This window comes from Rhodoferax sp. (genome assembly GCF_030653815.1).
Classification (GTDB): domain Bacteria; phylum Pseudomonadota; class Gammaproteobacteria; order Burkholderiales; family Burkholderiaceae_C; genus Rhodoferax.
This window is the reverse complement of sequence record NZ_JAURYQ010000042.1, coordinates 41,656-64,474: the sequence shown is the minus strand read 5'-3', so window position 1 is coordinate 64,474 and position 22,819 is coordinate 41,656. Positions and strand designations below refer to the sequence as shown.

The window sequence follows — 22,819 nt, the reverse complement described above, 5'->3', positions numbered from 1 at the left end:
CCACGTGAATCAATTCAAGCTGCGACAAAGTCTTAACTCTTGATCAAAAAGAAACGAATTGACGAAACAGGCGCATCGACATTACAGCAGCACGATGTCATATTGCTCCTGCCCCATCGCGCTCTCGCTTTGCAGCGACACCGGCTTGCCGATGAACTCGCTCAGGCCCGCCAGGTGCTGGCTTTCCTCGTCCAGAAACAGCTCGATCACCTTGGGGGACGCCACCACGCGGAACTCCTTGGGGTTGAACTGGCGGGCTTCGCGCAGGATCTCGCGAAAAATATCGTAGGCCACGCTGCGGGCGGTTTTCACAATGCCCTTGCCCGCGCACACCGGGCAGGGTTCGCACAGCATGTGCGCCAGCGATTCGCGGGTGCGCTTGCGCGTCATTTCCACCAGTCCCAGTTGCGAAAAACCACCGCACATGGTTTTGACGCGGTCGCGCGCCAACTGCTTGCGTATCTCGGCCAGCACCGCCGCGCGATGCTCTTCGGGGGCCATGTCGATGAAATCGACAATGATGATGCCGCCCAGGTTGCGCAGCCGCAATTGCCGGGCAATGGCCTGTGCCGCCTCCAGATTGGTCTTGAAGATGGTGTCATCAAAATTGCGCGCACCGACAAAACCACCGGTGTTCACGTCCACCGTGGTCAGTGCTTCGGTCTGGTCCACCATCAAATAGCCGCCCGACTTCAGCTCAACCCGCCGCCCCAACGCCTTGGCGATTTCTTCGTCAATGGCATAGAGGTCAAAAATGGGCCGCTCGCCCTTGTAGTGCACCAGCTTTTGCGCGGCGGCCGGCATGAACTCCTGGCCAAACGCCCTCATCATGGCAAACTGCTCCAGTGAATCCACCTTGATGAACTGGGTGAACTCGGTGGTCAGGTCGCGCAGCACCCGCTGCAGCAGGCTCAAGTCCTGGTGCAAGAGCGAGGTGGCGGGCAGTTTGGTGGCTGCCTGGCGAATGCGCGCCCAAGCCTTGCGCAGGTAGACGATGTCGTCTGCCAGTTCCTCATCCGTGGCCTCTTCACCGTTGGTGCGCAAAATGAAACCGCCGCCCTGCTCGCCCACCAGCGCTTCCAGCCGGCGACGCAGCTCGTCGCGCTGCTCGGGCGGGATTTTTTGCGACACGCCCAGGTGGTCGTCCTGCGGCAAAAAAACCAGCATGCGCCCTGCGATGCTGATCTGGGTGGACAGCCGGGCGCCCTTGGTGCCAATGGGGTCCTTGATGACCTGCACCACCAGGCTCTGGCCTTCGAACACCTGCTTCTCGATCGGGATTTGGGTGGCCGCATTGCGCGCTGCCGAAATGGTTTCGCCGTCCGCCGGTGGATGCCAGACATCGGCCACATGCAAAAACGCAGCACGCTCCAGGCCAATGTCAATGAACGCCGACTGCATGCCCGGCAACACACGCGACACCTTGCCCAGGTAGACATTGCCCACCAGGCCGCGCTCCAGCGTGCGCTCCACGTGCAGCTCTTGCAGCACGCCGTTTTCCACCACCGCCACCCGGGTTTCCTGCGGCGACCAATTGATCAAAATATCTTCTTGCATGGACTGGGAGTTTCGTAAACGTTAGGTTTGAAAGTCAAAAGCTCGCAACAGTTGGGCTGTTTCATACATCGGCAAGCCCATGATGCCGGAATAGCTGCCGCTCAAATGCGAGATGTGCGCCGCCGCCCTGCCCTGCACCGCGTAGGCGCCGGCTTTGCCCATGGGTTCACCGGTGGCCACATAAGCCCGAATCTGCTTGGGCGTCATCGGTGCAAAGCTCACCCGGGAAATGGACACGACCTGCTGGCGAGCCTGCAGCGTACCGATGGCAACGGCGGTCAAGACCCGATGCGTTTTACCGGACAGCGTGGCCAGCATGCGTTCGGCATCTGCGGCATCCGCAGGCTTGCCCAAAATGGTACGGCCCAGCGCCACGGTGGTGTCGGAACACAGCACGGGCGCCGGTGGCAGGTTCCGGTCCTGCAGACGCTGCAGCGCGGCATCGAGCTTGAGTTGGGTCACGCGTTGCACATAGCGCAGCGGCGCTTCATTGCTTAGCACGGCTTCCAGCGCTTCGGCGTCTTCATCGTCAGCAGGCAACAGCAACTCGTAAGCCACGCCCAACTGCTCCAGCAATTGCCTGCGGCGCGGACTTTGCGAAGCCAGGTAAACAAAATGGCTCATTCTCTGTGGTACGGATGGTTGGCATTGATGGACCAGGCGCGGTACAGCTGCTCGATCAGCAGCACGCGCACCATGGCGTGCGGCAGCGTCAGATCAGACAAGCGCACCCGCTCGTGCGCGGCTTGCCGGAAGGCGGGCTCCAGGCCGTCGGGGCCGCCAATCACCAGCGCCACATCGTCGCCCGACAACTGCCAGCTTTCCAGCTTGTGCGCCAGCGCCATGGTGGTCAAGGCGGTGCCGCGCTCGTCCAGCGCAACAACCCTGAAGCCCTTGGGAATGGCCGCCTCGATGCGGGCACGCTCGGCCGCCAGCAAGGTCTCAAGAGACTTGGAGGACCGGGGCTCGGTCTTGACCGCTTTGAGCTCGACCTTGAGCTCAAAGGGGAAGCGCTTGGCGTAGTCGTCCCACGCTGTTTGCGCCCAGTCGGGCACGCGTTGACCGACAGCAACAATCAGCAGACGCACAGCGCGGCGTCAGGCTTTACGCACAGTGGCTTTTTTGGCTGGCGCCTTCTTGGCAACCGCTTTGGCGGCGACTTTTTTGGCAGCCGGCTTGACCGGTGCATTCACCACCAGGGTTTTCAGGCGGGGCTTGGCCACGGCGTCAGCACCTGCCACTTTGCGTTTCGGCGTGGCAGCGCTCTTGGCGGCGGCTTTCTTGGCAGCCGCGGCGTCTGCTGCAGCCGTTTTGGCCATCTGCGCGCGCGACGGGAAGGCTTCCTGCACGCCCTGCTTGGCGGCACTGGAGCGGCGCAGGCTGGCGACTGGCTTGGCTGCGTCCTTGGCCGCCTTGACCTGTGCCGCGCTGGGCTCGGTGGCCGCCACGGGTTTGGCAGCGCCAAACTTCAGGCGCACCGGCTTTTCGCCCCACAATTCTTCCAGGTTGTAATAAGTGCGGTAAGTGGGTTGCATCACATGCACCACGGCCTGGCCACAATCCACAATGATCCACTCACCATTGGCTTCACCTTCCACACGCGGCTTGGGAAAGCCGGCGTCGCGCACGGCGTCGATCACGCTCATGGCCAGTGCCTTGGTTTGCCGGTTGGAGGTGCCCGAGGCCACAATGACCCGCTCAAACAGCGACGACAAGTGCTCGGTGTCAAACACCACGATGTCCTGCGCCTTGACGTCTTCGAGACCGTCCACAATGGCGCGCTGCAACTTGTTCACGTCCTTTTTTTCGACCGCGGCCGACGCCGGCCTGGCAACAGGCTTTGTCGTGGATTTGCTTGCCGTGGGCGCGGCGGATTTGGCAGCGGCCTTGGCAGGTTTCTTGGCAGTGCTTGGGGCAGTAGTTTTGGTAGTCATCAATGTGAAAGGTAGAGGTGATGGTCGGCAATATAACGCGCAACGGGCTCAGACACCAGTGTTTGTACCGGTTGCCCGTTGACAATGTTGCTGCGAATCTGGGTGGCGCTCACGTGAAGGGCGGGCAAGCCCAAGTGCAAAAACCGCTCGGGGAACAGTTTTTCAGCTTCAAACAAGTCGTTGGTATTTGACAGATGGGCACGAGTAGCTACACAAATTATAGCTAACTGAACAATGGCCTGCCATTCGTGCCAGCGGGTCAGGGCGGCGGCCTGGTCTGCACCCATGATCAATAACAACTCGGCCCCGGGTGCCTCGGCGGCGATCTGGCGCAGGGTGTCGATGGTGTAGCTGGGGCCGGCGCGCGCTATTTCCCGGTTGTCGATACAGATTTTGGGCACATCGCCAAAGGCCAGTTGCGCCATGGCCAGGCGATGATTAGCCGCGCTCAGTTGGCGTGGTTTGTGCCAGGCATCGCCCGTGGGCACCACATGCACGGTGTCGAGCCTGAGCTCATGCAGTGCGGTTTCAAGCAAGGCCCGATGCGCCAAATGCGGCGGGTCGAACGCACCGCCAAACACCCCGATGCGCCGCGCCTTGGCTAGTTGCGGCATGGGCGGCATCACATCCAATCCCGGCGCACCAGGAAATCGCTGTACAGCGCCGCCTCGGGCGTGCCTGCGACCGGCACTTGCTGGTAGGCCCAGCTCACCAAGGGCGGCATCGACAGCAAAATGGACTCACTGCGGCCACCGGACTGCAGGCCAAAATGCGTGCCGCGGTCCCAGACCAGGTTGAACTCCACATAACGGCCACGCCGGTACAGCTGAAAATTGCGCTCGCGTTCGCCGTAGGGCGTGTCCTTGCGGCGCAGCACAATGGGCAGGTAGGCGCTTAAAAACGAGTCGCCCACGGCCTGCATCATGGCCAGGCTGGGCTCAAAGCCGAGTTCCGAGAAATCGTCAAAAAACACGCCACCCACGCCGCGCTGCTCGTTGCGGTGTTTCAAGTAAAAATACTCGTCGCACCAAGTCTTGAAGCGCGGGTACTTGTCGTCACCAAAAGGGGCCAGCGCCAACTGGCAGGTCTGGTGAAAATGCACGGCATCGTCTGCAAAACCGTAATACGGCGTCAGGTCCATGCCGCCGCCAAACCAGCACACCTCACGGCCATCGGCCGCCTTGGCGGAAATCATGCGCACATTCATGTGCACCGTGGGCACGTAAGGGTTGCGCGGATGAAACACCAGCGACACACCCATGGCCTCAAACGGCGCGCCCGCCAGCTCCGGGCGGTGTTGCGTGGCCGAGGGCGGCAATTTGGGGCCGGTCACATGCGAAAACCCGCAGCCGGCGCGCTCAAAAATAGCCCCGCCTTCCAGAATTTGCGTGATGCCTTGCCCTTGCAAGGTCTCGCCCGCCGGCTTTTGCCAGGGATCGGTCAGAAACGTCGAGCCGTCCAGGTCGGCAATGGCCCCGGTGATGCGGGCCTGCAGACTGCGCAGGTAAGTGCTCACCCGTTCGCTCGGCAAAGCCTGCGCCGTCGTCATGCCTGCGCGCCCTTGATGGCGCGGTGGCCAATGTCACGGCGGTACTGCATGCCGTCAAAACGAATGCCCATAAGCACCTCGTAGGCGCGCTGCTGCGCCAGTCGTGCGTTGTCGGCCAAAACCGTGACGCACAGCACGCGGCCGCCCGAGGTGAGCAGTTCACCGTCTTGCAAGGCCGTGCCGGCATGGAACACGCAGGCATCTTCGACTTCCGGGGGAATACCGGTGATGGCATCGCCCTTGCGCGGCGTCATGGGGTAGCCGTGTGCCGCCAGCACCACGCCCAGGGCCGTGCGGCGGTCCCATTCCAGCTCGACCTGATCGAGCCGGCCATGCGGACCCGGCTCGGTCGCGGCCATCATCACATCAACCAGGTCGGTTTTGAGCCGCATCATGATCGGCTGGGTTTCGGGGTCACCCATGCGGCAGTTGAATTCGAGTGTTTTGGGGCGTCCCTGGGCGTCGATCATCAGGCCGGCATAGAGGAAGCCGGTGAAAGGAATGCCGTCTTTTTCCATGCCGCGCACGGTGGGCAAAATGATGTCGCGCATGGCGCGCGCGTGCACATCGGGCGTGACCACCGGCGCGGGTGAATACGCACCCATGCCGCCGGTGTTGGGCCCCTGGTCCTCGTCGAGCAAGCGCTTGTGGTCCTGGCTGGTGGCCAATGGCAGCACATTCTTGCCATCCACCATGACGATGAAGCTGGCTTCCTCGCCCTGCAAAAATTCTTCAATCACCACCCGCGGCACCGCCGCGCCATCGGCCCCGGCGTTGTGCACCACGCCCAAGCTGTTGTCCAGCAACATGAAGTCCACCGCCTCGTGGGCCTCGGCGACTGTCATGGCCACCACCACGCCCTTGCCGGCAGCCAGGCCGTCGGCCTTGACCACGATCGGCGCGCCTTTTTGGTCAATGTAAGCGTGGGCTGCTGCGGCGTCGGTGAAGGTCTCGAACTCGGCGGTGGGAATGTTGTGGCGCTTCATGAAGGCCTTGGAGAACGCCTTGGAGCTCTCCAGCTGGGCCGCCGCCTGCGTGGGGCCAAAAATGCGCAGACCCTGCTTGCGAAACACATCGACCACACCCGCCGCCAGCGGCACTTCCGGCCCGACCACGGTCAGCACAATTTTTTGCGCCAGCGCCCAGGCACACAATTCGTTCACATCGGTGATGGGCACATTCTCGAACCGGTCGTCCTGCGCGGTACCGCCGTTGCCAGGGGCCAGATAAACTTTGTGGGTTTTGGGCGATTGCACCAAGCGCCAGGCCAGCGCATGCTCGCGGCCACCGCCGCCAATGACCAATATCTTCATTCAATGTCCAATTCGGCGTTGTGATAGACGCCTTGCACGTCGTCCAGGTCTTCAATGGCATCCAGCAGCTTTTGCATGCGGGCGGCCTCGTCGCCACCGAGTTCAATCGGATTTTCCGGGCGCATGGTGACTTCGGCCACCTCAGGCGTCAGGCCAGCGGCCTCCAGGGCATTTTTGACGGCTTCAAAGTCAGCCACTGACGTGAGCACCTCGATCGCGCCCTCGTCGTCGACGATCACATCTTCCGCGCCGGACTCCAGCGCCACTTCCATCACCTTGTCTTCCGAGGTGCCAGGGGCAAAAATGATCTGGCCGCAATGCTTGAACTGGAACGCCACCGAGCCCTCGGTGCCCATGTTGCCGCCGTACTTGGAGAAAGCGTGGCGCACTTCGGCCACGGTGCGCACCTTGTTGTCGGTCATGGTGTCGACGATGAGGGCCGCACCGCCAATGCCGTAGCCTTCGTAACGGATTTCCTCGTAACTGATGCCGTCCAGCGACCCCGTGGCCTTGTCAATGTTGTACTTGATGCGATCGGCTGGCATGTTGGCGGCTTTGGCCCGGTCAATGGCCAGGCGCAGGCGCGGGTTGGTGCCCAGGTCACCGCCACCGGCCCGCGCGGCCACCGTGATTTCACGGATGATGCGGGTCCAGATCTTGCCGCGTTTCTCGTCCTGACGCCCTTTGCGGTGTTGAATATTGGCCCATTTACTGTGTCCTGCCACGTGAAATCCTTCAAAAGTTCGTTACGCTACTGGCTGAATTGTACTTTTGGAGCCCGACATGCCAGAACCCATCCTGATTGCCCAGCACGGCCAGACCCAGTGCTTTCTGCAGCCCGACAAAGCCAACCGCCACGGCCTGATCACCGGCGCCACCGGCACCGGCAAGACCATCACGCTGCAAACCCTGGCCGAAGGCTTTTCCAAACTGGGCGTGCCGGTCTTCATGGCGGACATCAAGGGCGACCTGACCGGCATCTCCCAGCCCGGCTCGGCCACGCCCAAGCTGGCCAAAATCATTGCGGAACGCGAGCTGCCCACACCCGACTTTGGCGCCTTTCCCACCACGCTGTGGGACGTGTTTGGCGAGCAAGGCCACCCGGTGCGCGCCACCGTGAGCGACCTCGGGCCGCTGCTGCTGGCGCGCATGCTCAACCTCAACGAAACCCAGGCCGGGGTGCTGCAACTGGTGTTCAAGATCGCCGACGACGATGGCTTGTTGCTGCTCGACATGAAAGACCTGCGCGCCATGTGCCAGTCGGTCGGGGACAACGCCCGCGAATTCACCACCGAGTACGGCAACATCAGCGCCGCCAGCATTGGCGCGATCCAGCGCGGCCTGATGCAGATCGAGGCCCAAGGCGGCGACAAGTTCTTTGGCGAGCCCATGCTCAACATCGACGATTTCATGCAGACCGACAGCGCGGGTCGCGGCATGGTCAACATCCTGGCCGCCGACAAGCTGATGAACTCGCCGCGCCTGTACAGCACATTCTTGCTGTGGATGCTGAGCGAACTCTTTGAGAACCTGCCCGAAGTCGGTGACCTGGACAAACCCAAGCTGGTGTTTTTCTTTGACGAAGCGCACCTGCTCTTCAACGACGCGCCCAAGGTGCTGGTGGAGCGCATTGAGCTGGTGGTGCGCCTGGTGCGCTCCAAGGGCGTGGGTGTTTATTTTGTGACGCAAAACCCGCTCGACATTCCCGACAGCGTGCTGGCCCAGTTGGGCAACCGGGTGCAACATGCGCTGCGCGCCTTTACCCCGCGCGACCAGAAGGCGGTCAAGTCCGCCGCCGACACCATGCGCCCCAACCCCGGTCTGGACGTGGGTGCGGCCATCACCGAGCTCGGTGTGGGCGAGGCGCTGGTGAGTTTTCTGGATGTCAAAGGTCGCCCTTGCCCCAGCGAGCGCGTCTTCGTGCTGCCACCGGCCAGCCAGATCGGCCCCATCACGCCGGCACAACGCCAAGTCCTGCTGACCGAGTCGATCGTTGCCGGGGTCTATGAAAAAACCCTGGACCGGGACTCGGCCTATGAAAAGCTCAAGGGCCACGCCGCAGCACGGGCGGCGCAAGCCGACAACAAGGCGGCCAGTGCCGGCGAGGCCCCCGCCGCGCAAGGTGGCGGCATGTTCGACAGCATCAGCTCGGGCCTGGGCGGCCTGCTGGGCGGTGGCGGTGGCCGGCGCACCTCGGCGGGTGAGCAGCTCTTTAAGAGCGCCGCCAGCTCCATCGGTCGCGAAGTCGGCCGCCAGATCATCCGCGGCGTACTGGGCGGTATTTTTGGTGGCTCCAAGCGCTAGGCCCGAACTTAAAGAAAGAAATTCCATGACCACTCCCCAAGACCCGATGGTTCACCTCATCGACCACCCGCTGGTGCAGCACAAACTCACCCTGATGCGCCGCAAGGACGCCAGCACCACCAGCTTTCGAACGCTGCTCAACGAACTGGCCATGCTGATGGCCTACGAGGTCACGCGCGACATGCCACTGCAGGACATCGAGATTGAAACCCCGCTGGAAACCATGACCGCCAAGGTGATCGACGGCAAAAAGCTGGCTTTGGCTTCCATTTTGCGTGCGGGCAACGGGCTGCTGGACGGCTTTCTGGCGGTGGTGCCGGGCGCGCGCGTCGGCCACATCGGCCTGTACCGCGACCCGGCCACACTACAGGCGGTCGAGTATTACTTCAAGATGCCCAAGGACATGCCCGAGCGCGACGTGGTGGTGGTCGACCCGATGCTGGCCACCGGCCACTCGGCCATTGCCGCCATCACACGCATCAAGGTGCTGCAACCCAAGTCAATCAAGTTCGTCTGCCTGCTGACCTGCCCGGAAGGTGTCAAGGCGCTGCGCGCAGCCCACCCGGACGTGCCCATCTACACCGCCGCCATCGACCGCCAACTCAACAGCCACGGCTACATCCTGCCGGGCCTGGGCGATGCGGGGGATCGGATTTTTGGCACGCAGTAAACATTCCGGTGCAAAGTTAATGTCGGATATGCCGCGCATTTACGATGTGCTTGTTCCACTGGGCTATAGTTCGTGTCAAATGAAACGTCGAAGGAGTGAACTCGGCGTTGACCAGATTTCGCCAGGATAGGCGACAGGTTTTAAAAGGGGCGGTCATGACTTTGATTTCTTGTGAAATTGGCTGCAAACGTCGGCGCCATGCGGTTTGCCGCTTGAAGGGGCAGCGATACCAGTGGGTTGAATTCTGGTATATCCCGTCGGATATCCTGGGATACCAGAATATTCGACGATCTACATCACGTTAGCCCGCTAGAATTGTTATCGAACAACCGGCTTGGAGATCCGGGTGCAGATTGAGGTACACGCTGCGATCTCGTTTGGGTTGGAAGTCTTCGCTTTCTTTGGTCTGGTTTCAGTCTTCATGGAGGTGTTTATGGAAAACTCAATCGCTTTCTTCTTGCAGTTGATGGCATGTGTTTGGTGCGGAATTGCGTTCCTGCGGAGCTCTGGTGAGAAAAATCTTCCAACCCAAGCGAGAGATTGCGTGTATTGAAATTTGCTACCCGCCAAGAGGGGCGCAGAGGGTTCGATTCCCTCTCTCCGCACCAAATTCAGCGTCAAGTAATGCGCGCTAACATGACAATCGACACGGACCCACAACTGCAGGGCTGCGGCTTCGCCGCTGGTGTTGTGGTCCGGTCATTTTCACGTTAGGCATACATCATGGTTCCATCCAACGCACTTCAACGCACATTTCGTATGCAGTTTGGCCACGAAACAGCAACGTGTTTTACTGTCGATATCGATGGCAAACAGTACATCGTGACTGCCAGACACGCCCTGCCCGGTATTGGGCAAGCCGTAACTATTCAACTTCAGCACGAGGGGCGGTGGAAAGATTTGAATTGCAGCCTTGTTGGAATTGCCCCTGACGAAGTCGATATCGCCGTGTTGGCTCCACCTCACCCCATTTCTCCTTCTCACCCCCTTGAGCCAACAACAAAGGACATGTTCCTGAGTCAGGACGCATACTTCTTGGGCTTTCCTTACGGACTTCAAGCTGAAGTGGGAGGGTTAAACGCCGACTTTCCGTTACCCCTAGTAAAGAAGGCGTGCGTATCAATGCTTACATTCGCTCCGGGGAAGACCAAATACCTACTGCTCGATGGGCACAACAACCCAGGGTTCTCAGGTGGTCCGGTAATATTTTCACCTCATGGGCAACCTCAGAATGTAAGAGTCGCTGGGGTGATCTCTGGGTACAAATTCGTGTGGGACAAAGTGTTCATCCAAGACAAGGAAACCGACTTGGCGGTTAAGTACAACACGGGGATCGTCGTCGCCTATTCCATTGACTATGCTGTCGAGCTAATACGCGCAAACCCCATTGGAGCACTGGTGGGGGCAACCAATGCCTAACACTGCGCTCCAAGGGACGCTGCGCGATAAAGCCGCGCAGCGTGCCTGAGCTTGAACGTTAAGTGGCTTCAATTGAGCGACGTGCTTCCTCCAGACGATCAGGGTCTCATCGAGGTAATCGACGGGACGGCTTTGGTCGAAAATCTGCTCAATCAAATTATTGAAGGGTATTGCCAGCCTAGGCGCGATCGGTTCGACTTCTTCTGGAGCATCTTGTTGGATAGTTCCATCTTGCCTCTCGGCGGTAAGGTCAAGGCGGTGTCAGCTATTGCCCAGCAGCTCAAATTCAAAGTGGACGCCTCTCAACTTCACAACATCTTGTCTCTGCGCAACGCGTTTGCGCATCATGAGACAGATTCGCATCCCCTATTTGTGGTGGGAAAGACCCCCGCCCAAAGCTCCGCACACTATCAACTACATATCATCAGTTCCAGCGGCAAGGTCACCCGCAAAAGGCGGGAAGATGCATTGAAAGAATTTCGTGTCGCGTACAAGGCGGCCAAGGCGAATTTGGTCGAACTCGTCCAGCTCGTCAAGGGAAAAAATGCGAGTGACGCCACCTAACAAGTCCAACGTTAAACCCTTCAGGTAGTTTTGCATGTTCAAGTTTGAATGGGATGATCAAAAGGCTGCCAGCAATTTGCTGAAACACGGTGTATCGTTCGACGAAGCGGTCAGCGTTTTTGGCGATGCTCGGGCACTGACATTTTCAGACAGCGATCACAGCGAATTCGAAGATCGAAGTCGAACTTACGGCATCTCAAACCAGGCGCGACTTTTGGTGGTAGTCCACACCGAACGGCGCAGCGGCATTCGAATCATCAGCGCGAGAAAGGCAACACGATATGAAAAAAGCATCTACGAAAATGGCTGACCAAGACATTCCCGAATTGAAGCGTGATCAACTTGGCAAGGGTGTCAGAGGCAAGTATCTGAAACACTTCGTCCAAGGCAGCAATGTCGTGGTGTTACAGCCCGAAATTCAAAAGGCTTTCCCTACCTCTGAAGCAGTCAACAAGGCGCTGGCAAGCATGTTGGCCTTTGCGCAAGAAACGCAGGGTTTAGCAGGTCGTGCAGGTCGGAAACCGCGCAAAAGCGTTGCCGCTTAGCTTTGAAAACTACTTGGCTTGATCGATCAATGTCAGTAGTCAGCAAAGCCGAGTGACAACCAACTGTGCTGGCTTCAACTCACACCTCCAGCCATTCCCTGCGGATGGCGTCGGCCTGGCGCAGCGCTTCGGGCGTGCCTTCAAACACCGCGCTGCCGTGGCCCATCACGTAGCAGCGGTCGGAAACGTCCAGGGCAATCGTCAGCTTTTGTTCGATCAGCAGCACCGCGATACCACGCGCCCTGAGTTGCCTGAGGACTTGCCCCAGCAACATGACCACCTGGGGCGCCAAGCCCTCGGTGGGTTCGTCAACGATGATCAGGTCAGGGTCGCCCATCAGGCTGCGGCACAGGGTCAGCATTTGCTGCTCGCCGCCTGACAGCACGCCGGCCGGCGCATGCTGACGCGCTTTCAGTTGTGGGAACATGGCATACATGTCGCCCATGGACCAACGGCCTGTTTTCTGACCCGGCTTTTGCCCCAGCATCAGGTTGTGTTCCACCGTCAGCGTGGGGAAGATGTCGCGGCTTTCGGGTACATAGCCCAAGCCCATCTGCGCGATCTCGTAAGTTTTTTTTCCCAGCAACTGCTGGCCGCGCCAGAGGACGGAGCCACGGGCATCCACCAGCCCCATGATGGTTTTGGCGGTGGTGCTGCGCCCCGAGCCGTTGCGCCCCAGCAGCGCCACAATTTCACCCCCGACCAGTTGCAACGACACCCCATGCAAGACCTGGCTTTTGCCGTAGAAGGCGTGCAGGTGGTCGATTTTCAGCATGACGCCAGTCCCGCTTGAGCGACCGGAGCGCCCAAATAGGCCGCTTGCACCCGCGCATCGGCACGCACCGCATCAGGCGTGTCAAAGGCGAGCAGTTCGCCAGAAACCAGCACCGCAATCTTGTCAGCCAGGTCAAACACCACACCCATGTCGTGCTCGACCATCAACAGGGTTTTACCTTCTGTGGCTTCCCTGATCAGTGGAATGAAGCGGCTGGTTTCGGACTGGCTCATGCCGGCGGTGGGCTCGTCCAGCAAAATCACGCTGGCCCCGCTGGCGATGGTGATGCCCAGCTCCAGCGCGCGCTGTTCGGCATAGCTCAGGTGCATGGCCGGTGTGTCGCGCTGCGGGCCCAGGTGCACTTGTTCCATCAGGGCTTGCGTCTGCGCATTGGCGTCGTCCAGACGCGCCAGGAATTTCAGAAAGCTGTACTTGTAGCCCAGACGCCAGAGCACGCCGCAGCGCAGGTTGTCGAACACGCTGAGCGTGGGGAAGATGTTGGTGATCTGAAAACTGCGCGACAAGCCCATGCGGTTGACCGCATGCGGTGGCTTGCCATCGATGCGACTCCCGTTGAGCCAAACCTGGCCTTGCGTGGGGGCCAAGCGGCCGCTGATCAGGTTGAACAAGGTCGACTTGCCCGCCCCGTTGGGGCCGATGATGCCGATGCGCTCGCCCGCCTTCACAGCCAGGCTGATGCCACGCAGAATGTCGGTGTTGCCAAAGCTTTTGTGCAGGTCCTGCAAGACCAGGGCATCGGTCTGGGCGGTCGGTTTCATGCGCCCCCCCCGCCCTGCCCGTGCTGCATGAACCTGCGCCGACTCAGCTCGAACAGCATCAGGCCAATCAGCAGAACAGCAGCAGCCCCTAGCCAGCTGTAAGACTCGTCAATGTTGAGCGTGACCCCGAAAAAGGGCAACTCTGGCCCCAGCGCTGCGCCGAGTTGCAGGTGGTACAGCATTTCCAGCAGGGCGGCAGCACCCGACAGAGCCAGCAAACCCGTGGCCAGCAGAACCCCATAGACTGGCCAAAGTCGCCGCCACCCGCCGCTCCTGACCCATCGCAGGTTCAGCATGACCAGCGATGCCACACCGCCAGGCGCCAGCGTCACCATCACGATGAAGATCAGCCCCAGATACAGCAGCCAGGCCTGGGTCAGCTCGGACAGCAGCACAAACGCCAGCACCATCAAAATGGCGCCGATGATGGGGCCAAAAAAGAAAGTGGTGCCACCCAGAAAGGTGAACAGCAGGTAAGCGCCCGAACGGTGACCGCTCAGCACTTCGGAGGTCACAATTTCGAAATTGAGTGCCGCCAAGCCCCCTGAAATCCCGGCAAAAAATGCGGCAATCACAAACGCCAGGTAGCGCACCATTTGCGGGTTGTAGCCGACAAAGGCGACGCGCTCCGGGTTGTCGCGCACCGCGTTCAGCATGCGCCCCAGTGGCGTGCGGGTAAAGGCGTACATCAGCGCGGTGCAGACCAGGGTGTAGAGCGCAATCAGGTAATACAACTCGATTTGCGGACCCAAGGTGATGCCCAGCAGCGGGCTGCCGGCCACCCGGTTGCCCGACAGCCCGGCCTCGCCGCCAAAAAAACCGGGGAACATCAGCGCCATGGCCCACACCAATTCACCTATTCCCAGCGTGATCATGGCAAACGGCGTGGCGGCCTTTTTGGTGGTGACCCAGCCCAGCAGCAGCGCCAGCACCAGACTGGCCACGCCGCCCACCAGCGGGATCAGGCTCACCGGCAGCGCCAGCCCGCCGCTCACCAGCCTGAGCGTGTGAATGGCCAAAAATGCGCCCATGCCCGAATACACCGCATGGCCAAAACTGAGCATGCCGCCCTGGCCCAGCAAGATGTTGTAGCTCAGGCAGACGATGATGGCGATGCCCATCTGGCTCAGCAGCGTGTGGCTCAGGCTGCTGGTGAACACCAGCGGCGCCAACGCCAGAATGAGCGCGTACAGGCCCCAGACCACGCTGCGCCCCATCAGTCGCCCCGCGCGCCAGCTAGGCCCCGGGGCCGAAAGACCAGCACCAGCACCATCAACAGATAGGGCAGGATCGGCGCCACGGACACATCCAGACCGACGGCAAAGGTTTGCATCAGGCCAATCAGCAGGGAGGCCAAAAAGGCGCCGCCCAGCGAGCCGACGCCCCCCACCACCACAACAACAAAAACAATGCCACCGAGCGCTGCCGCCATGCCCGGTTCGGTGACAAAGGCATTGCCGCCCAGCACGCCCGCCAGACTGGCCAGCGCGCAGCCGCCGCCAAACACCCACATGAACACGCGCGGCACGTTGTGCCCCAGCGCCTCGACCATGCCGGGGTGCGTCAAGGCCGCCTGGATGACAAGCCCGACACGGGTGTGCCTGAGCAACAGCCACAAGGCGGCCAGCATGCCCACGGCCACGCCCATCATGAAAGCGCGGTAGGCCGGAAACTGGATGCCAAACAGCGTCAGCAAGGGGCCATCCAACGCCACCGGCACGCGGTAATCGACCGAGCTGCGACCCCAGACCAGTTGCACCACCTCCAGAATGAGGTAACTCAGGCCAAAGGTCATCAGCAGCTCGGCCACATGGCCGAACCGGTGCACCCGACGCAGCAAAAAGCGCTCGAACAAGGCGCCCAGGCCACCCACGATCAAGGGAGCCAGCACCAAAGCCGGCCAGAAGCCCAGCCATGTGCTCACGCTGTAGCCAAAGTAGGCGCCCAGCATGTAAAACGAGGCATGGGCGAAGTTGAGCACGCCCATCATGCTGAAAATCAGCGTCAGCCCCGAGCTCAGCAAGAACAGCAGCAAGCCGTAGCTGAGGCCGTTGAGCAGTGAAATGGTAAAAAAAGCCATGATTGAATCAAGCCAAACCAGCCTTGACCAAGCTTTCACCCAGGCTTTGCGAACAAGCCCGAAAACTCCCGGTCGGACTTGAGCAAATGACCCGCCACCAGTTCGGACACCAGGAACCTGATCAATTTACCTTCTGCGAGGGTTTCATCCGGTGCCTGCTGCAACTCTTGGTACAGCGTTCTGGCGCGCATCAATAACTGTCCGTGCTGCTGTGCGTGGTGATTCAGATCGGCAAAGCCCAGCGTGCGCAACAGGGCTTCTTCATGCGCAAAATGGGCCGCTGTGTGCGCGAGCAGCGCATCATAGGCGGCCTCAAAAACAAGCGGCTGCTGGTGCCGCAAAGCCACCGTGTCCAGCAGCGTGTTGGCATGCACGAACAGCGCCTGATGCTCGGAGTCGAGTTCCGCGTTCCCGGTATTGAAGGCGTCTTTCCAGCGCAGGTGCACGTAGGCGTGCGCCGCCGTGGCCTCGGCGTCAGGGCCAGGCATGACAAGCAGGGGTTTGCACAAGTGGACCGCATTGCGGCCCTGCTTTTTGGCAAAGTACATGGCCTCGTCGCCCAGTCGCAACAAGTCTTGTTCGTTGGCACCGTGGTCCGGGTACAAGGCCACCCCGATGCTGGACGAAATCTTGAGCGCCACGCCCTGCTCGGTCACAAACTCCTGAGCCAGCGCACGACGGATCTTTTCTGCCACGCTGATGGCGGCCTCCGTCGACTGCAAGTCAGGCAGCAACACCACGAATTCATCACCACCAATGCGCGCCGCGGTGTCAGAGGCACGCACGCAGCCCAGAATACGCTCGGCCACGGCTTGCAGCAGCCAGTCGCCCACGGCGTGTCCGAGCTCGTCGTTGATCGGCTTGAACTTGTCGAGGTCAATGAACAACAAGGCCAGCCGACCCTGCACACGACGCGCGCGCACCAGTTGCTGTGACAGCCGCTCAAGCGCCAGGCGGCGATTGGGCAACTTGGTGAGCGGGTCGTAGAAGGCCATCTCGCGCACCTGGTTTTGCATCTGCATGCGCAAGCTGATGTTTTCCAGCGAGACCACCGCACCGCGCCTGTCTGCATCAACAAAAGGCGTGACGTTCATGCTGTACCAGCGCTCTTGCTGCGGCAGGTGACTGGCGTATTCGAGGTAAAAACGTGGCGAGCGGCCGTCCAGCACCGCGCGAATACCGTCTTGCGCGCGCAGCGCGTCAGCCCCTGCCTGATTGACCACAAGCGCAGCGCTTGCCAGCAGAAAATTGCCGCCCACATCGGTGCCTTGCCGACTTGGGTCGACGGTTCCTGTGCCATTGACTTCCTGGAGGCGCCAGGCCTCATTCACTTCCAGAATCACGCCGTCCTGGTCCAGCACGGCAATACCGGCACTCACCGAATTGATGACCGCCTGGTTGAACAACTCCCGTTGGCGCAACACATTTTGCTGCTGCACCAAACGCTCAAGGAGCCGGTTAAAGCCGGCCACGAGTTGGCCCACCTCGTCATTGCGCTCCACGGACAGTGCTTGCGGCGCCTGGTTCTGGCGCACAAAACCATCGAGTGTCTGGACGGCTGAAGTCATGGGCGCCAACTGGCGGCGCAGCATGAACCAGATCAAGCCCAGGCACATCAGCCCCAACGCCAGTGCCACCAGCCTGGCACGCCATTTGACCGCGTCGATCAGGGCAAACGTCTCTTCGGGAGTCAGGGTCACCGACGCATACCAGTGCGCCAACGGAATTTGCTGGGTGCTGACCAGCACCTCGACGCCCTTCGGATCAACCGAAAGCGTGGTGCCTTCATGGCCTTGCACAAAACTGTCGGTGCACAGGCTCGCACCCAGGGGCGGCAAGACCTCAAGCACGCGGGTCTGATTCGAGGTGGCAAAAATCAGCCGCTGTTTTGCCGCCACCAAAAAGAAATTACCGGACTCGCCATAACGGTGCGCGGTCAATTGGGTCAAAAAATTGGGCTGGTCCAGCCGAATCACCCCAGCCAAAGCACCCAACACCGTGCCCGTCGGACCACGAACCGGCACGGCCATGGCAAACCAGGCGGCCTTACGCTCGTTATCAGCCTGCACCTGACCAATCACAGGCTGCCCCTGCGCCAGCACCTGCGTCAAGTCCTGCTGCGCCAGCACCGGGGTGGCCAAAGCATCCGCCAGGTACTGTAGCTCGGTCTGCAACTGCCCCTGAGCGTTCCACACCACAACCCCCCCGTTGAACAACCCTGCCAACAATGACTGCTGGCGTAAAAAATCTTGCAGCGCGGGCGCATCTTTCTGCAGCTCAGGGGTGATCTGCAGGGCCGCCGCCTGCAACGCGGCAATCCGGTTGTCCAGCCCGTGGTTCACCTCGGACGTCAGCAAACGCAGGGCCGAGCGCTGTTGCGCACCGGTGTAGGTGAGCAGTTCTTGGCGCAACAGGTTTTTGGTGTAGAAACCCAGAATCCCAAAGCCAAAAACAACGATCAGCAGCGTCAGCAAGGTGATCCGGGTTTTGAGCGACTGCGGCGAGAAACGATGAAACAGCATGGTTTAAGATGATTTTTACCAAGGCCTGCAAAAAAATCAACTCAGCAAAAAGAGCCGCAATGGTAAGTGATAAACCGCCCGATGCCCCTGTAAACCTTGGGCTTGAACGCGCCACGACACAATTCACGCATGAATGCGATCAGCCAGCCTTTCCAAATCACGCCCACCGGCCTGAAATGGGACAACCATTTTCATCGCCTGGGGCCAGACTTTTACACCGCCCTGGCGCCGCAGGCCTTACCTGAGCCCTACTGGGTCGGCCGGTCGGTGGCGGTGGCGCAAGTTCTGAACCTGCCCGCTGACGAATTGGAGACCGACGCGCTATTGCATGCGCTGGCAGGCAACCAGCCCATCAGCGGCACGCAACCGCTGGCCAGTGTCTACAGCGGCCATCAGTTTGGTCACTGGGCCGGGCAGTTGGGCGACGGCCGGGCGTGCTTGCTGGGCGAGGCCAATGGCCTGGAGGTGCAGCTCAAGGGTTCGGGCTCGACGCCGTACTCGCGCATGGGCGACGGCCGGGCCGTGTTGCGCAGCAGCATCCGCGAATTTTTATGCAGTGAAGCCATGCATGGGTTGGGCATTCCAACCACGCGTGCGCTGTGCGTGGTGGGCTCCGACGAAGAAGTGGCGCGCGAGAGCCTGGAGACCGCCGCCGTGGTGACCCGGGTCGCCCCCAGCTTCATTCGTTTTGGTCATTTTGAACACTTTGCCGCGCGCCAGCAGTTGCCGCAGCTGAAAATCCTGGCCGACTACGTCATCAGCCGCTATTACCCGGACTGTCAAACGGCCAGCACCCTAAGCGCCAACCCGTATGCCAATTTGCTGCAACAGGTGACCGAACGCACCGCCGTGATGGTCGCGCACTGGCAGGCGGTGGGCTTTTGCCACGGCGTCATGAACACCGACAACATGAGCATTTTGGGCCTGACCATCGACTACGGTCCGTTCCAGTTCCTCGACGCCTTTGACCCCGACCACATCTGCAACCACACCGACCGCGGTGGCCGCTATGCCTTTGCGCGCCAGCCCGACATCGCCCACTGGAACCTGTACGCGCTGGCCCAGGCCTTGATGCCGTTGATCGAAGATCAGGCGCTGGCCTTGCAAGCGCTGGACACTTATAAACCGCTCTTTGCAGGCCACTGGCTGCAATTGATGCGCGCCAAACTGGGCCTGACTGCGGGCGGGGACGGCGACGACACCGGCGCAGATCAGGCCCTTGTTGACGACCTGCTGGCGCTGCTGGCGCAGGACCGGGTTGACTACACCTTGTTCTGGCGCCGTCTGAGCCAGGCGGTGGCCAGCCAGCAGTTCGCGCCGGTGCGCGACCTGTTTCTGGAGCGCGCGGGTTGGGACGCCTGGCTGCTGCGTTATTCAGCGCGGCTGGATGGACTTGACACCCAGCAGGCAGCTGACCTGATGCGCAGCACCAACCCCAAATACGTGCTGCGCAATTACCTGGGTGAACTGGCCATCGAGGCCGCCAAAGGCAAAGACTTCTCGGTGGTGGCCCATTTGCTGGCCCTGCTGGAGCGCCCTTTCGACGAACACGCCGCCTTCGACTCGTATGCCGGCCTGCCACCCGACTGGGCCAGCCAAATCGAAATCAGTTGCAGTTCCTGACATGAGCCCCGAAAAATGGACAAAACCATGACTTACCCCATCCAGAAAACCGACGCCGAGTGGCAAGCCATTTTGCAGGCCAAGGGTGCCGAAACCGTGGCTTACCAGGTCACGCGCCACGCCGCCACCGAGCGCCCGTTCAGCGGCAAATACGAAGCCCTGAAAGCCGACGGCAGCTACCACTGCATCTGTTGCGACGCCAAACTGTTTGACTCTGGCACCAAGTTCAACGCACACTGCGGCTGGCCCAGTTTTTCATTGGCCGTGCCGGGCGCCATCACCGAAATTACCGACCGCAGCTTGGGGCTAACGCGGGTCGAAACGGTGTGCACCCAGTGCGGCGCGCACCTGGGCCATGTGTTTGACGATGGCCCCGCCCCCACCGGTCTGCGCTACTGCATGAACTCGGCTTCGTTAAACTTCACCCCCACATGAAAATACTGATCGACTTTTTCCCTATCCTGCTGTTCTTTGGCGCTTACAAGCTGTACGACATCTACATTGGCACCGGCGTGCTGATGGTGGCCACCGTGCTGCAAATGGCGCTGATCTACGGCATTGACCGCAAGCTGCAGGCCATGCACAAAATCACGCTGGCTTTGATATTGGTTTTCGGCACGCTCACCCTGGTGCTGCACGATGACCGCTTCATCAAATGGAAACCCACCGTGCTGTACGCCGCCATGGCCATTGCGCTGGCCGTGGCGGTCTGGGTTTACAAGAAGAACTTTTTGAAGATGCTGCTGGGCAGCCAAATGACCCTGCCCGAGCCGGTGTGGATGCGCCTGAACATCCTGTGGATCGTCTACAGCGCGTTCATGGCGCTCCTCAACGCCTATGTGGCCGCCTACTACAGCACCGAAGCCTGGGTCAACTTCAAACTATGGGGTTACGCCTTCCCGCTGGTCTTCATTGTCGGCCAGGGGTTTTACATTTCACGCTACCTGACGGCTGACGACGCCAAAACACCCACACCATGAGCCAAGCCCCCACCGCCGAACAACTGCAGCAACGCCTGCAACAGGTCCTGCAACCCAGCCAGCTCGAAGTGCTTGACGAAAGCCACCAGCACAACGGCCATGCTGGCGCCAACGGCAGCGGCTTCGGCACCCACTTCAGGGTGCGCATCACAGCCGGGGCTTTTGCCGGCAAGTCCGCCGTGGCAAGGCACCGCCTTGTGTATGATGCGCTCCAAGATTTCATGGACCAGGGCTTGCACGCCTTGGCCATCGAAGCCCAGACACCCCAGGCCTGACGGCCCGGATCGACAATCTCGCTTTTCTAATTTAATTATTTGCAGGAAATTTGCATGAAAAACAAACTGGTATCCGGTCTTGCCTTGGCCGCCTTTCTGGGCGGTATGTCTGGCGCGGCCGTGGCGCAAAATGTGGCCATCGTCAATGGCAAGGCGGTGCCCCTCACCCGCGTTGAGGCCTTGAGCCAACAAGTGGCCCGCTCCGGCCGCCCGGTGACCCCGGAAATCCAGCAGCAGATCAAGGACGAAGTCATTGCCCGTGAAATCTTCATGCAGGAAGCCCAGAAACTGAGCCTGGACACCACGGCCGACTTCAGGAACCAGCTGGAACTGGCGCGCCAGACCCTCCTGATCCGCGAACTGTTCGCCAATTACCAAAAGACCAACCCGGTCACCGATGCCGACATCCAGGCCGAGTACGACAAGTTCAAGGCGGCCAATGCGGGCAAGGAGTACCGCGCCAGCCACATCCTGGTCGAGAAAGAAGCAGAAGCCAAGGCCATCATTGCCCAGCTCAAAAAGGGCGGCAAGTTTGAAGAAATTGCCAAGAAATCAAGCAAGGATCCGGGCTCCGGCGCCAAGGGCGGCGACCTCGACTGGGCACCTGCCGGCAACTATGTGGCTGAATTCGCCACGGCCCTGACCGCACTGAGCAAAGGCAAGCTGACCGAAACCCCGGTCAAGTCCCAGTTTGGCTACCATGTCATTCGCCTCGATGACGTGCGCGAGGCCCAGTTGCCTGCATTGGAAGAAGTCAAGCCCCAAGTGTCGCAACAACTGCAACAACAGAAACTGACCCAATACCAGGAAGCGCTGCGCGCCAAAGCCAAGGTTGAATAAGCCGGTCACTTGATCGCCCACGGAAAGCCGGCTTGCGCCGGCTTTTTTTGCTTCAGAAAAGCAGACTAAACCCACCTACCAGCGCAATCAGCACCGGTTTGTGCAGCAAGTAGTAGCTCAGACTCCAGCGCCCGTTTCCGCGCCCACCACATCACACCCAGCCGGGGGAACAGCGGCACATAGTCTTCGGTGACCGGCTTGAAGTGGTTCAGGTCGAAGACAAAATGGAACACCGTCATCCAGACCATGGCCAGGCCGCGCAGGGCATCCAGGGTGTAAAACGATGGGTTGTCCTGTGGCGTACAAGTACGATGATTGGCTTGGATTCGAGGGGTTTCTACCGCGCGCTTTTGGGTAGCTTGCGTGAGGTGTGAACCACATCCACCACTTCCCACAATTGCGCATCGATTTGCCGGAAAAATGCCACGTAAGGCAGTTTGCTGATCACCAATTTGCGGGCTCCGGGGAAAATTTCACTCTCGGGAATGCTCATCGGACAAGGCTCGATGGCTTCAATTTGTTCAAAGATGCGTCGTTCAACGGCATCTGCCACTGCCAGCCCCGCCTCAAGCTCGTAATAAAGAATGATTTCTTCGATGCTTTGCAAGGCAAGTTCTGACAATTGCAAGGCCATGATTCAGTGACCAGGTGCGCCATTGGCAAGCAAAACACTGCGGCGCGCAACCAAACGCTCGCGAAGCAGGGTCCTTGCAAGCGGGAGGTCATAGCGATTCATCTTGCCACTGTCAAGCTGCTTGACGGCAGTGGCCAGGCGCTCGCGCAACCATTGTGTGTAATCATCGTCCACATCGAGGTCCTTCTCGTTAGCCACCGCCACGGGGAAAGGCAAGGTCTGAGTCAGTTGAACTTGTTTCAGGAAGACGCGTACCGCCTCAGACGGGCTGATACCCATTTTCTGAAAGACGGCAAATGCCTCCTCCTTGACAGTCGAATCAATCCGGAATTGAACGGTCGTGTCGTGTGCCATGGTGCTTCCTTTGAATCTTCAGATGTAGGGACAGTGTATTGACAAACATTTTAAAGTCAATTCAAGCGCCATCGCGTGACGAGTTGCAAGCCCCGATAATCA

The 22,819-nt window shown here is 60.2% G+C and carries 26 protein-coding genes, 1 tRNA gene and 1 pseudogene; 12 read left to right on the top strand and 16 right to left on the bottom strand.

The genetic code is table 11. The features are described from left to right. Positions 1–81: 81 nt before the first annotated feature. Genes rng through Q7U49_RS16255 form a run of 8 tightly spaced genes read right to left on the bottom strand, consistent with a single transcriptional unit; the run spans position 82 to position 7,078 of the window. Positions 82–1,557 (bottom strand): ribonuclease G, encoded by a 1,476-nt coding sequence (gene rng / locus Q7U49_RS16290; protein ID WP_304766161.1) that lies wholly within the window; start codon positions 1,555–1,557, stop codon positions 82–84. A 21-nt stretch (positions 1,558–1,578) separates the two neighbouring features. Continuing rightward, a complete protein-coding gene (locus tag Q7U49_RS16285; protein WP_304766158.1) occupies positions 1,579–2,181 on the bottom strand; it encodes a nucleoside triphosphate pyrophosphatase in 603 nt (200 codons plus the stop codon). After that, positions 2,178–2,645, bottom strand: coding sequence for a 23S rRNA (pseudouridine(1915)-N(3))-methyltransferase RlmH (rlmH, locus tag Q7U49_RS16280; RefSeq protein WP_304766157.1), 468 nt, complete (start codon positions 2,643–2,645; stop codon positions 2,178–2,180). The genes Q7U49_RS16285 and rlmH overlap by 4 nt, the downstream gene beginning before the upstream one ends. Positions 2,646–2,654: 9 nt before the next feature. Further along, positions 2,655–3,491 carry a ribosome silencing factor gene (rsfS, locus tag Q7U49_RS16275; protein WP_304766155.1) on the bottom strand — a complete coding sequence of 279 codons (837 nt, stop codon included), beginning with the start codon at positions 3,489–3,491 and terminating at the stop codon, positions 2,655–2,657. Continuing rightward, positions 3,491–4,105: a nicotinate (nicotinamide) nucleotide adenylyltransferase gene (nadD, locus tag Q7U49_RS16270; protein WP_304766152.1), complete on the bottom strand. Its 615-nt coding sequence runs from the start codon at positions 4,103–4,105 to the stop codon at positions 3,491–3,493. Before nadD ends, rsfS begins: the two co-directional genes overlap by 1 nt. 8 nt (positions 4,106–4,113) lie before the next feature. Next, positions 4,114–5,040 carry an oxygen-dependent coproporphyrinogen oxidase gene (gene hemF / locus Q7U49_RS16265; protein ID WP_304766149.1) on the bottom strand — a complete coding sequence of 309 codons (927 nt, stop codon included), beginning with the start codon at positions 5,038–5,040 and terminating at the stop codon, positions 4,114–4,116. Then, positions 5,037–6,353, bottom strand: a complete 1,317-nt coding sequence (gene purD / locus Q7U49_RS16260; RefSeq protein ID WP_304766146.1) for a phosphoribosylamine--glycine ligase — start codon at positions 6,351–6,353, stop codon at positions 5,037–5,039. Before purD ends, hemF begins: the two co-directional genes overlap by 4 nt. Then, positions 6,350–7,078, bottom strand: a complete 729-nt coding sequence (locus Q7U49_RS16255) for a YebC/PmpR family DNA-binding transcriptional regulator (RefSeq protein ID WP_304766144.1) — start codon at positions 7,076–7,078, stop codon at positions 6,350–6,352. The genes purD and Q7U49_RS16255 overlap by 4 nt, the downstream gene beginning before the upstream one ends. A 58-nt stretch (positions 7,079–7,136) precedes the next feature. Between Q7U49_RS16255 and Q7U49_RS16250 the strand changes: the two genes are divergently transcribed. The 7 genes from Q7U49_RS16250 to Q7U49_RS16220 all read left to right on the top strand — a co-directional run bounded on the left by Q7U49_RS16250 (position 7,137) and on the right by Q7U49_RS16220 (position 11,855). Further along, a complete protein-coding gene (locus tag Q7U49_RS16250; RefSeq protein WP_304766142.1) occupies positions 7,137–8,657 on the top strand; it encodes a helicase HerA-like domain-containing protein in 1,521 nt (506 codons plus the stop codon). Positions 8,658–8,703: 46 nt separating this feature from the next. Then, positions 8,704–9,327, top strand: coding sequence for a uracil phosphoribosyltransferase (upp, locus tag Q7U49_RS16245; protein WP_370654030.1), 624 nt, complete (start codon positions 8,704–8,706; stop codon positions 9,325–9,327). Positions 9,328–9,825: 498 nt separating this feature from the next. Continuing rightward, positions 9,826–9,935: transfer RNA gene (locus Q7U49_RS16240), tRNA-OTHER, on the top strand. A 115-nt stretch (positions 9,936–10,050) separates the two neighbouring features. After that, complete coding sequence (locus tag Q7U49_RS16235) at positions 10,051–10,746, top strand: trypsin-like peptidase domain-containing protein (protein ID WP_304766136.1); 696 nt, start codon at positions 10,051–10,053, stop codon at positions 10,744–10,746. Between the two features lie 72 nt (positions 10,747–10,818). Next, on the top strand, positions 10,819–11,310 hold the full coding sequence (locus Q7U49_RS16230) for a hypothetical protein (protein ID WP_304766133.1): 492 nt from the start codon (positions 10,819–10,821) through the stop codon (positions 11,308–11,310). A gap of 34 nt (positions 11,311–11,344) precedes the next feature. Beyond that, positions 11,345–11,620, top strand: a complete 276-nt coding sequence (locus Q7U49_RS16225) for a BrnT family toxin (protein ID WP_304766130.1) — start codon at positions 11,345–11,347, stop codon at positions 11,618–11,620. Continuing rightward, a complete protein-coding gene (locus Q7U49_RS16220) occupies positions 11,592–11,855 on the top strand; it encodes a hypothetical protein (RefSeq protein WP_304766127.1) in 264 nt (87 codons plus the stop codon). Before Q7U49_RS16225 ends, Q7U49_RS16220 begins: the two co-directional genes overlap by 29 nt. 79 nt (positions 11,856–11,934) lie before the next feature. Here the strand turns inward: Q7U49_RS16220 and Q7U49_RS16215 are convergent, their stop codons facing one another. From Q7U49_RS16215 to Q7U49_RS16195, 5 genes are read right to left on the bottom strand one after another with little or no spacing between them, the layout of a single operon-like run. Next, a complete protein-coding gene (locus Q7U49_RS16215; RefSeq protein WP_304766125.1) occupies positions 11,935–12,630 on the bottom strand; it encodes an ABC transporter ATP-binding protein in 696 nt (231 codons plus the stop codon). Beyond that, complete coding sequence (locus tag Q7U49_RS16210) at positions 12,624–13,409, bottom strand: ABC transporter ATP-binding protein (RefSeq protein ID WP_304766122.1); 786 nt, start codon at positions 13,407–13,409, stop codon at positions 12,624–12,626. The genes Q7U49_RS16215 and Q7U49_RS16210 overlap by 7 nt, the downstream gene beginning before the upstream one ends. Next, positions 13,406–14,626 carry a branched-chain amino acid ABC transporter permease gene (locus Q7U49_RS16205; RefSeq protein WP_304766119.1) on the bottom strand — a complete coding sequence of 407 codons (1,221 nt, stop codon included), beginning with the start codon at positions 14,624–14,626 and terminating at the stop codon, positions 13,406–13,408. The genes Q7U49_RS16210 and Q7U49_RS16205 overlap by 4 nt, the downstream gene beginning before the upstream one ends. Continuing rightward, positions 14,626–15,489: a branched-chain amino acid ABC transporter permease gene (locus Q7U49_RS16200; protein WP_304766116.1), complete on the bottom strand. Its 864-nt coding sequence runs from the start codon at positions 15,487–15,489 to the stop codon at positions 14,626–14,628. The genes Q7U49_RS16205 and Q7U49_RS16200 overlap by 1 nt, the downstream gene beginning before the upstream one ends. Positions 15,490–15,524: 35 nt before the next feature. Further along, positions 15,525–18,011, bottom strand: a complete 2,487-nt coding sequence (locus Q7U49_RS16195; protein WP_304766113.1) for a diguanylate cyclase domain-containing protein — start codon at positions 18,009–18,011, stop codon at positions 15,525–15,527. A gap of 129 nt (positions 18,012–18,140) precedes the next feature. Between Q7U49_RS16195 and Q7U49_RS16190 the strand changes: the two genes are divergently transcribed. Genes Q7U49_RS16190 through Q7U49_RS16170 form a run of 5 tightly spaced genes read left to right on the top strand, consistent with a single transcriptional unit; the run spans position 18,141 to position 21,729 of the window. Then, positions 18,141–19,634 (top strand): YdiU family protein, encoded by a 1,494-nt coding sequence (locus Q7U49_RS16190; RefSeq protein WP_304766110.1) that lies wholly within the window; start codon positions 18,141–18,143, stop codon positions 19,632–19,634. Between the two features lie 27 nt (positions 19,635–19,661). Then, positions 19,662–20,069: a peptide-methionine (R)-S-oxide reductase MsrB gene (msrB, locus tag Q7U49_RS16185; RefSeq protein WP_304766107.1), complete on the top strand. Its 408-nt coding sequence runs from the start codon at positions 19,662–19,664 to the stop codon at positions 20,067–20,069. Further along, positions 20,066–20,614, top strand: a complete 549-nt coding sequence (locus Q7U49_RS16180; protein WP_304766105.1) for a septation protein A — start codon at positions 20,066–20,068, stop codon at positions 20,612–20,614. Before msrB ends, Q7U49_RS16180 begins: the two co-directional genes overlap by 4 nt. Further along, the gene (locus tag Q7U49_RS16175; RefSeq protein ID WP_304766102.1) at positions 20,611–20,889 is read left to right on the top strand and encodes a BolA family transcriptional regulator; all 279 of its coding nucleotides are present in this window, start codon (positions 20,611–20,613) and stop codon (positions 20,887–20,889) included. Before Q7U49_RS16180 ends, Q7U49_RS16175 begins: the two co-directional genes overlap by 4 nt. A 54-nt stretch (positions 20,890–20,943) precedes the next feature. Continuing rightward, positions 20,944–21,729, top strand: a complete 786-nt coding sequence (locus Q7U49_RS16170) for a peptidylprolyl isomerase (protein WP_304766099.1) — start codon at positions 20,944–20,946, stop codon at positions 21,727–21,729. Between the two features lie 199 nt (positions 21,730–21,928). On the opposite strand, the pseudogene Q7U49_RS17470 reads toward Q7U49_RS16170, so the two are convergent. The 3 genes and pseudogenes from Q7U49_RS17470 to Q7U49_RS16155 form a co-directional block, all read right to left on the bottom strand. After that, positions 21,929–21,977: pseudogene (locus tag Q7U49_RS17470) on the bottom strand (hypothetical protein); the annotation flags it as partial. An 89-nt stretch (positions 21,978–22,066) separates the two neighbouring features. After that, positions 22,067–22,363: a type II toxin-antitoxin system RelE/ParE family toxin gene (locus tag Q7U49_RS16160; protein WP_304766096.1), complete on the bottom strand. Its 297-nt coding sequence runs from the start codon at positions 22,361–22,363 to the stop codon at positions 22,067–22,069. A 3-nt stretch (positions 22,364–22,366) separates the two neighbouring features. After that, positions 22,367–22,717 (bottom strand): type II toxin-antitoxin system RelB/DinJ family antitoxin, encoded by a 351-nt coding sequence (locus tag Q7U49_RS16155; protein ID WP_304766093.1) that lies wholly within the window; start codon positions 22,715–22,717, stop codon positions 22,367–22,369. Positions 22,718–22,819 lie beyond the last annotated feature (102 nt).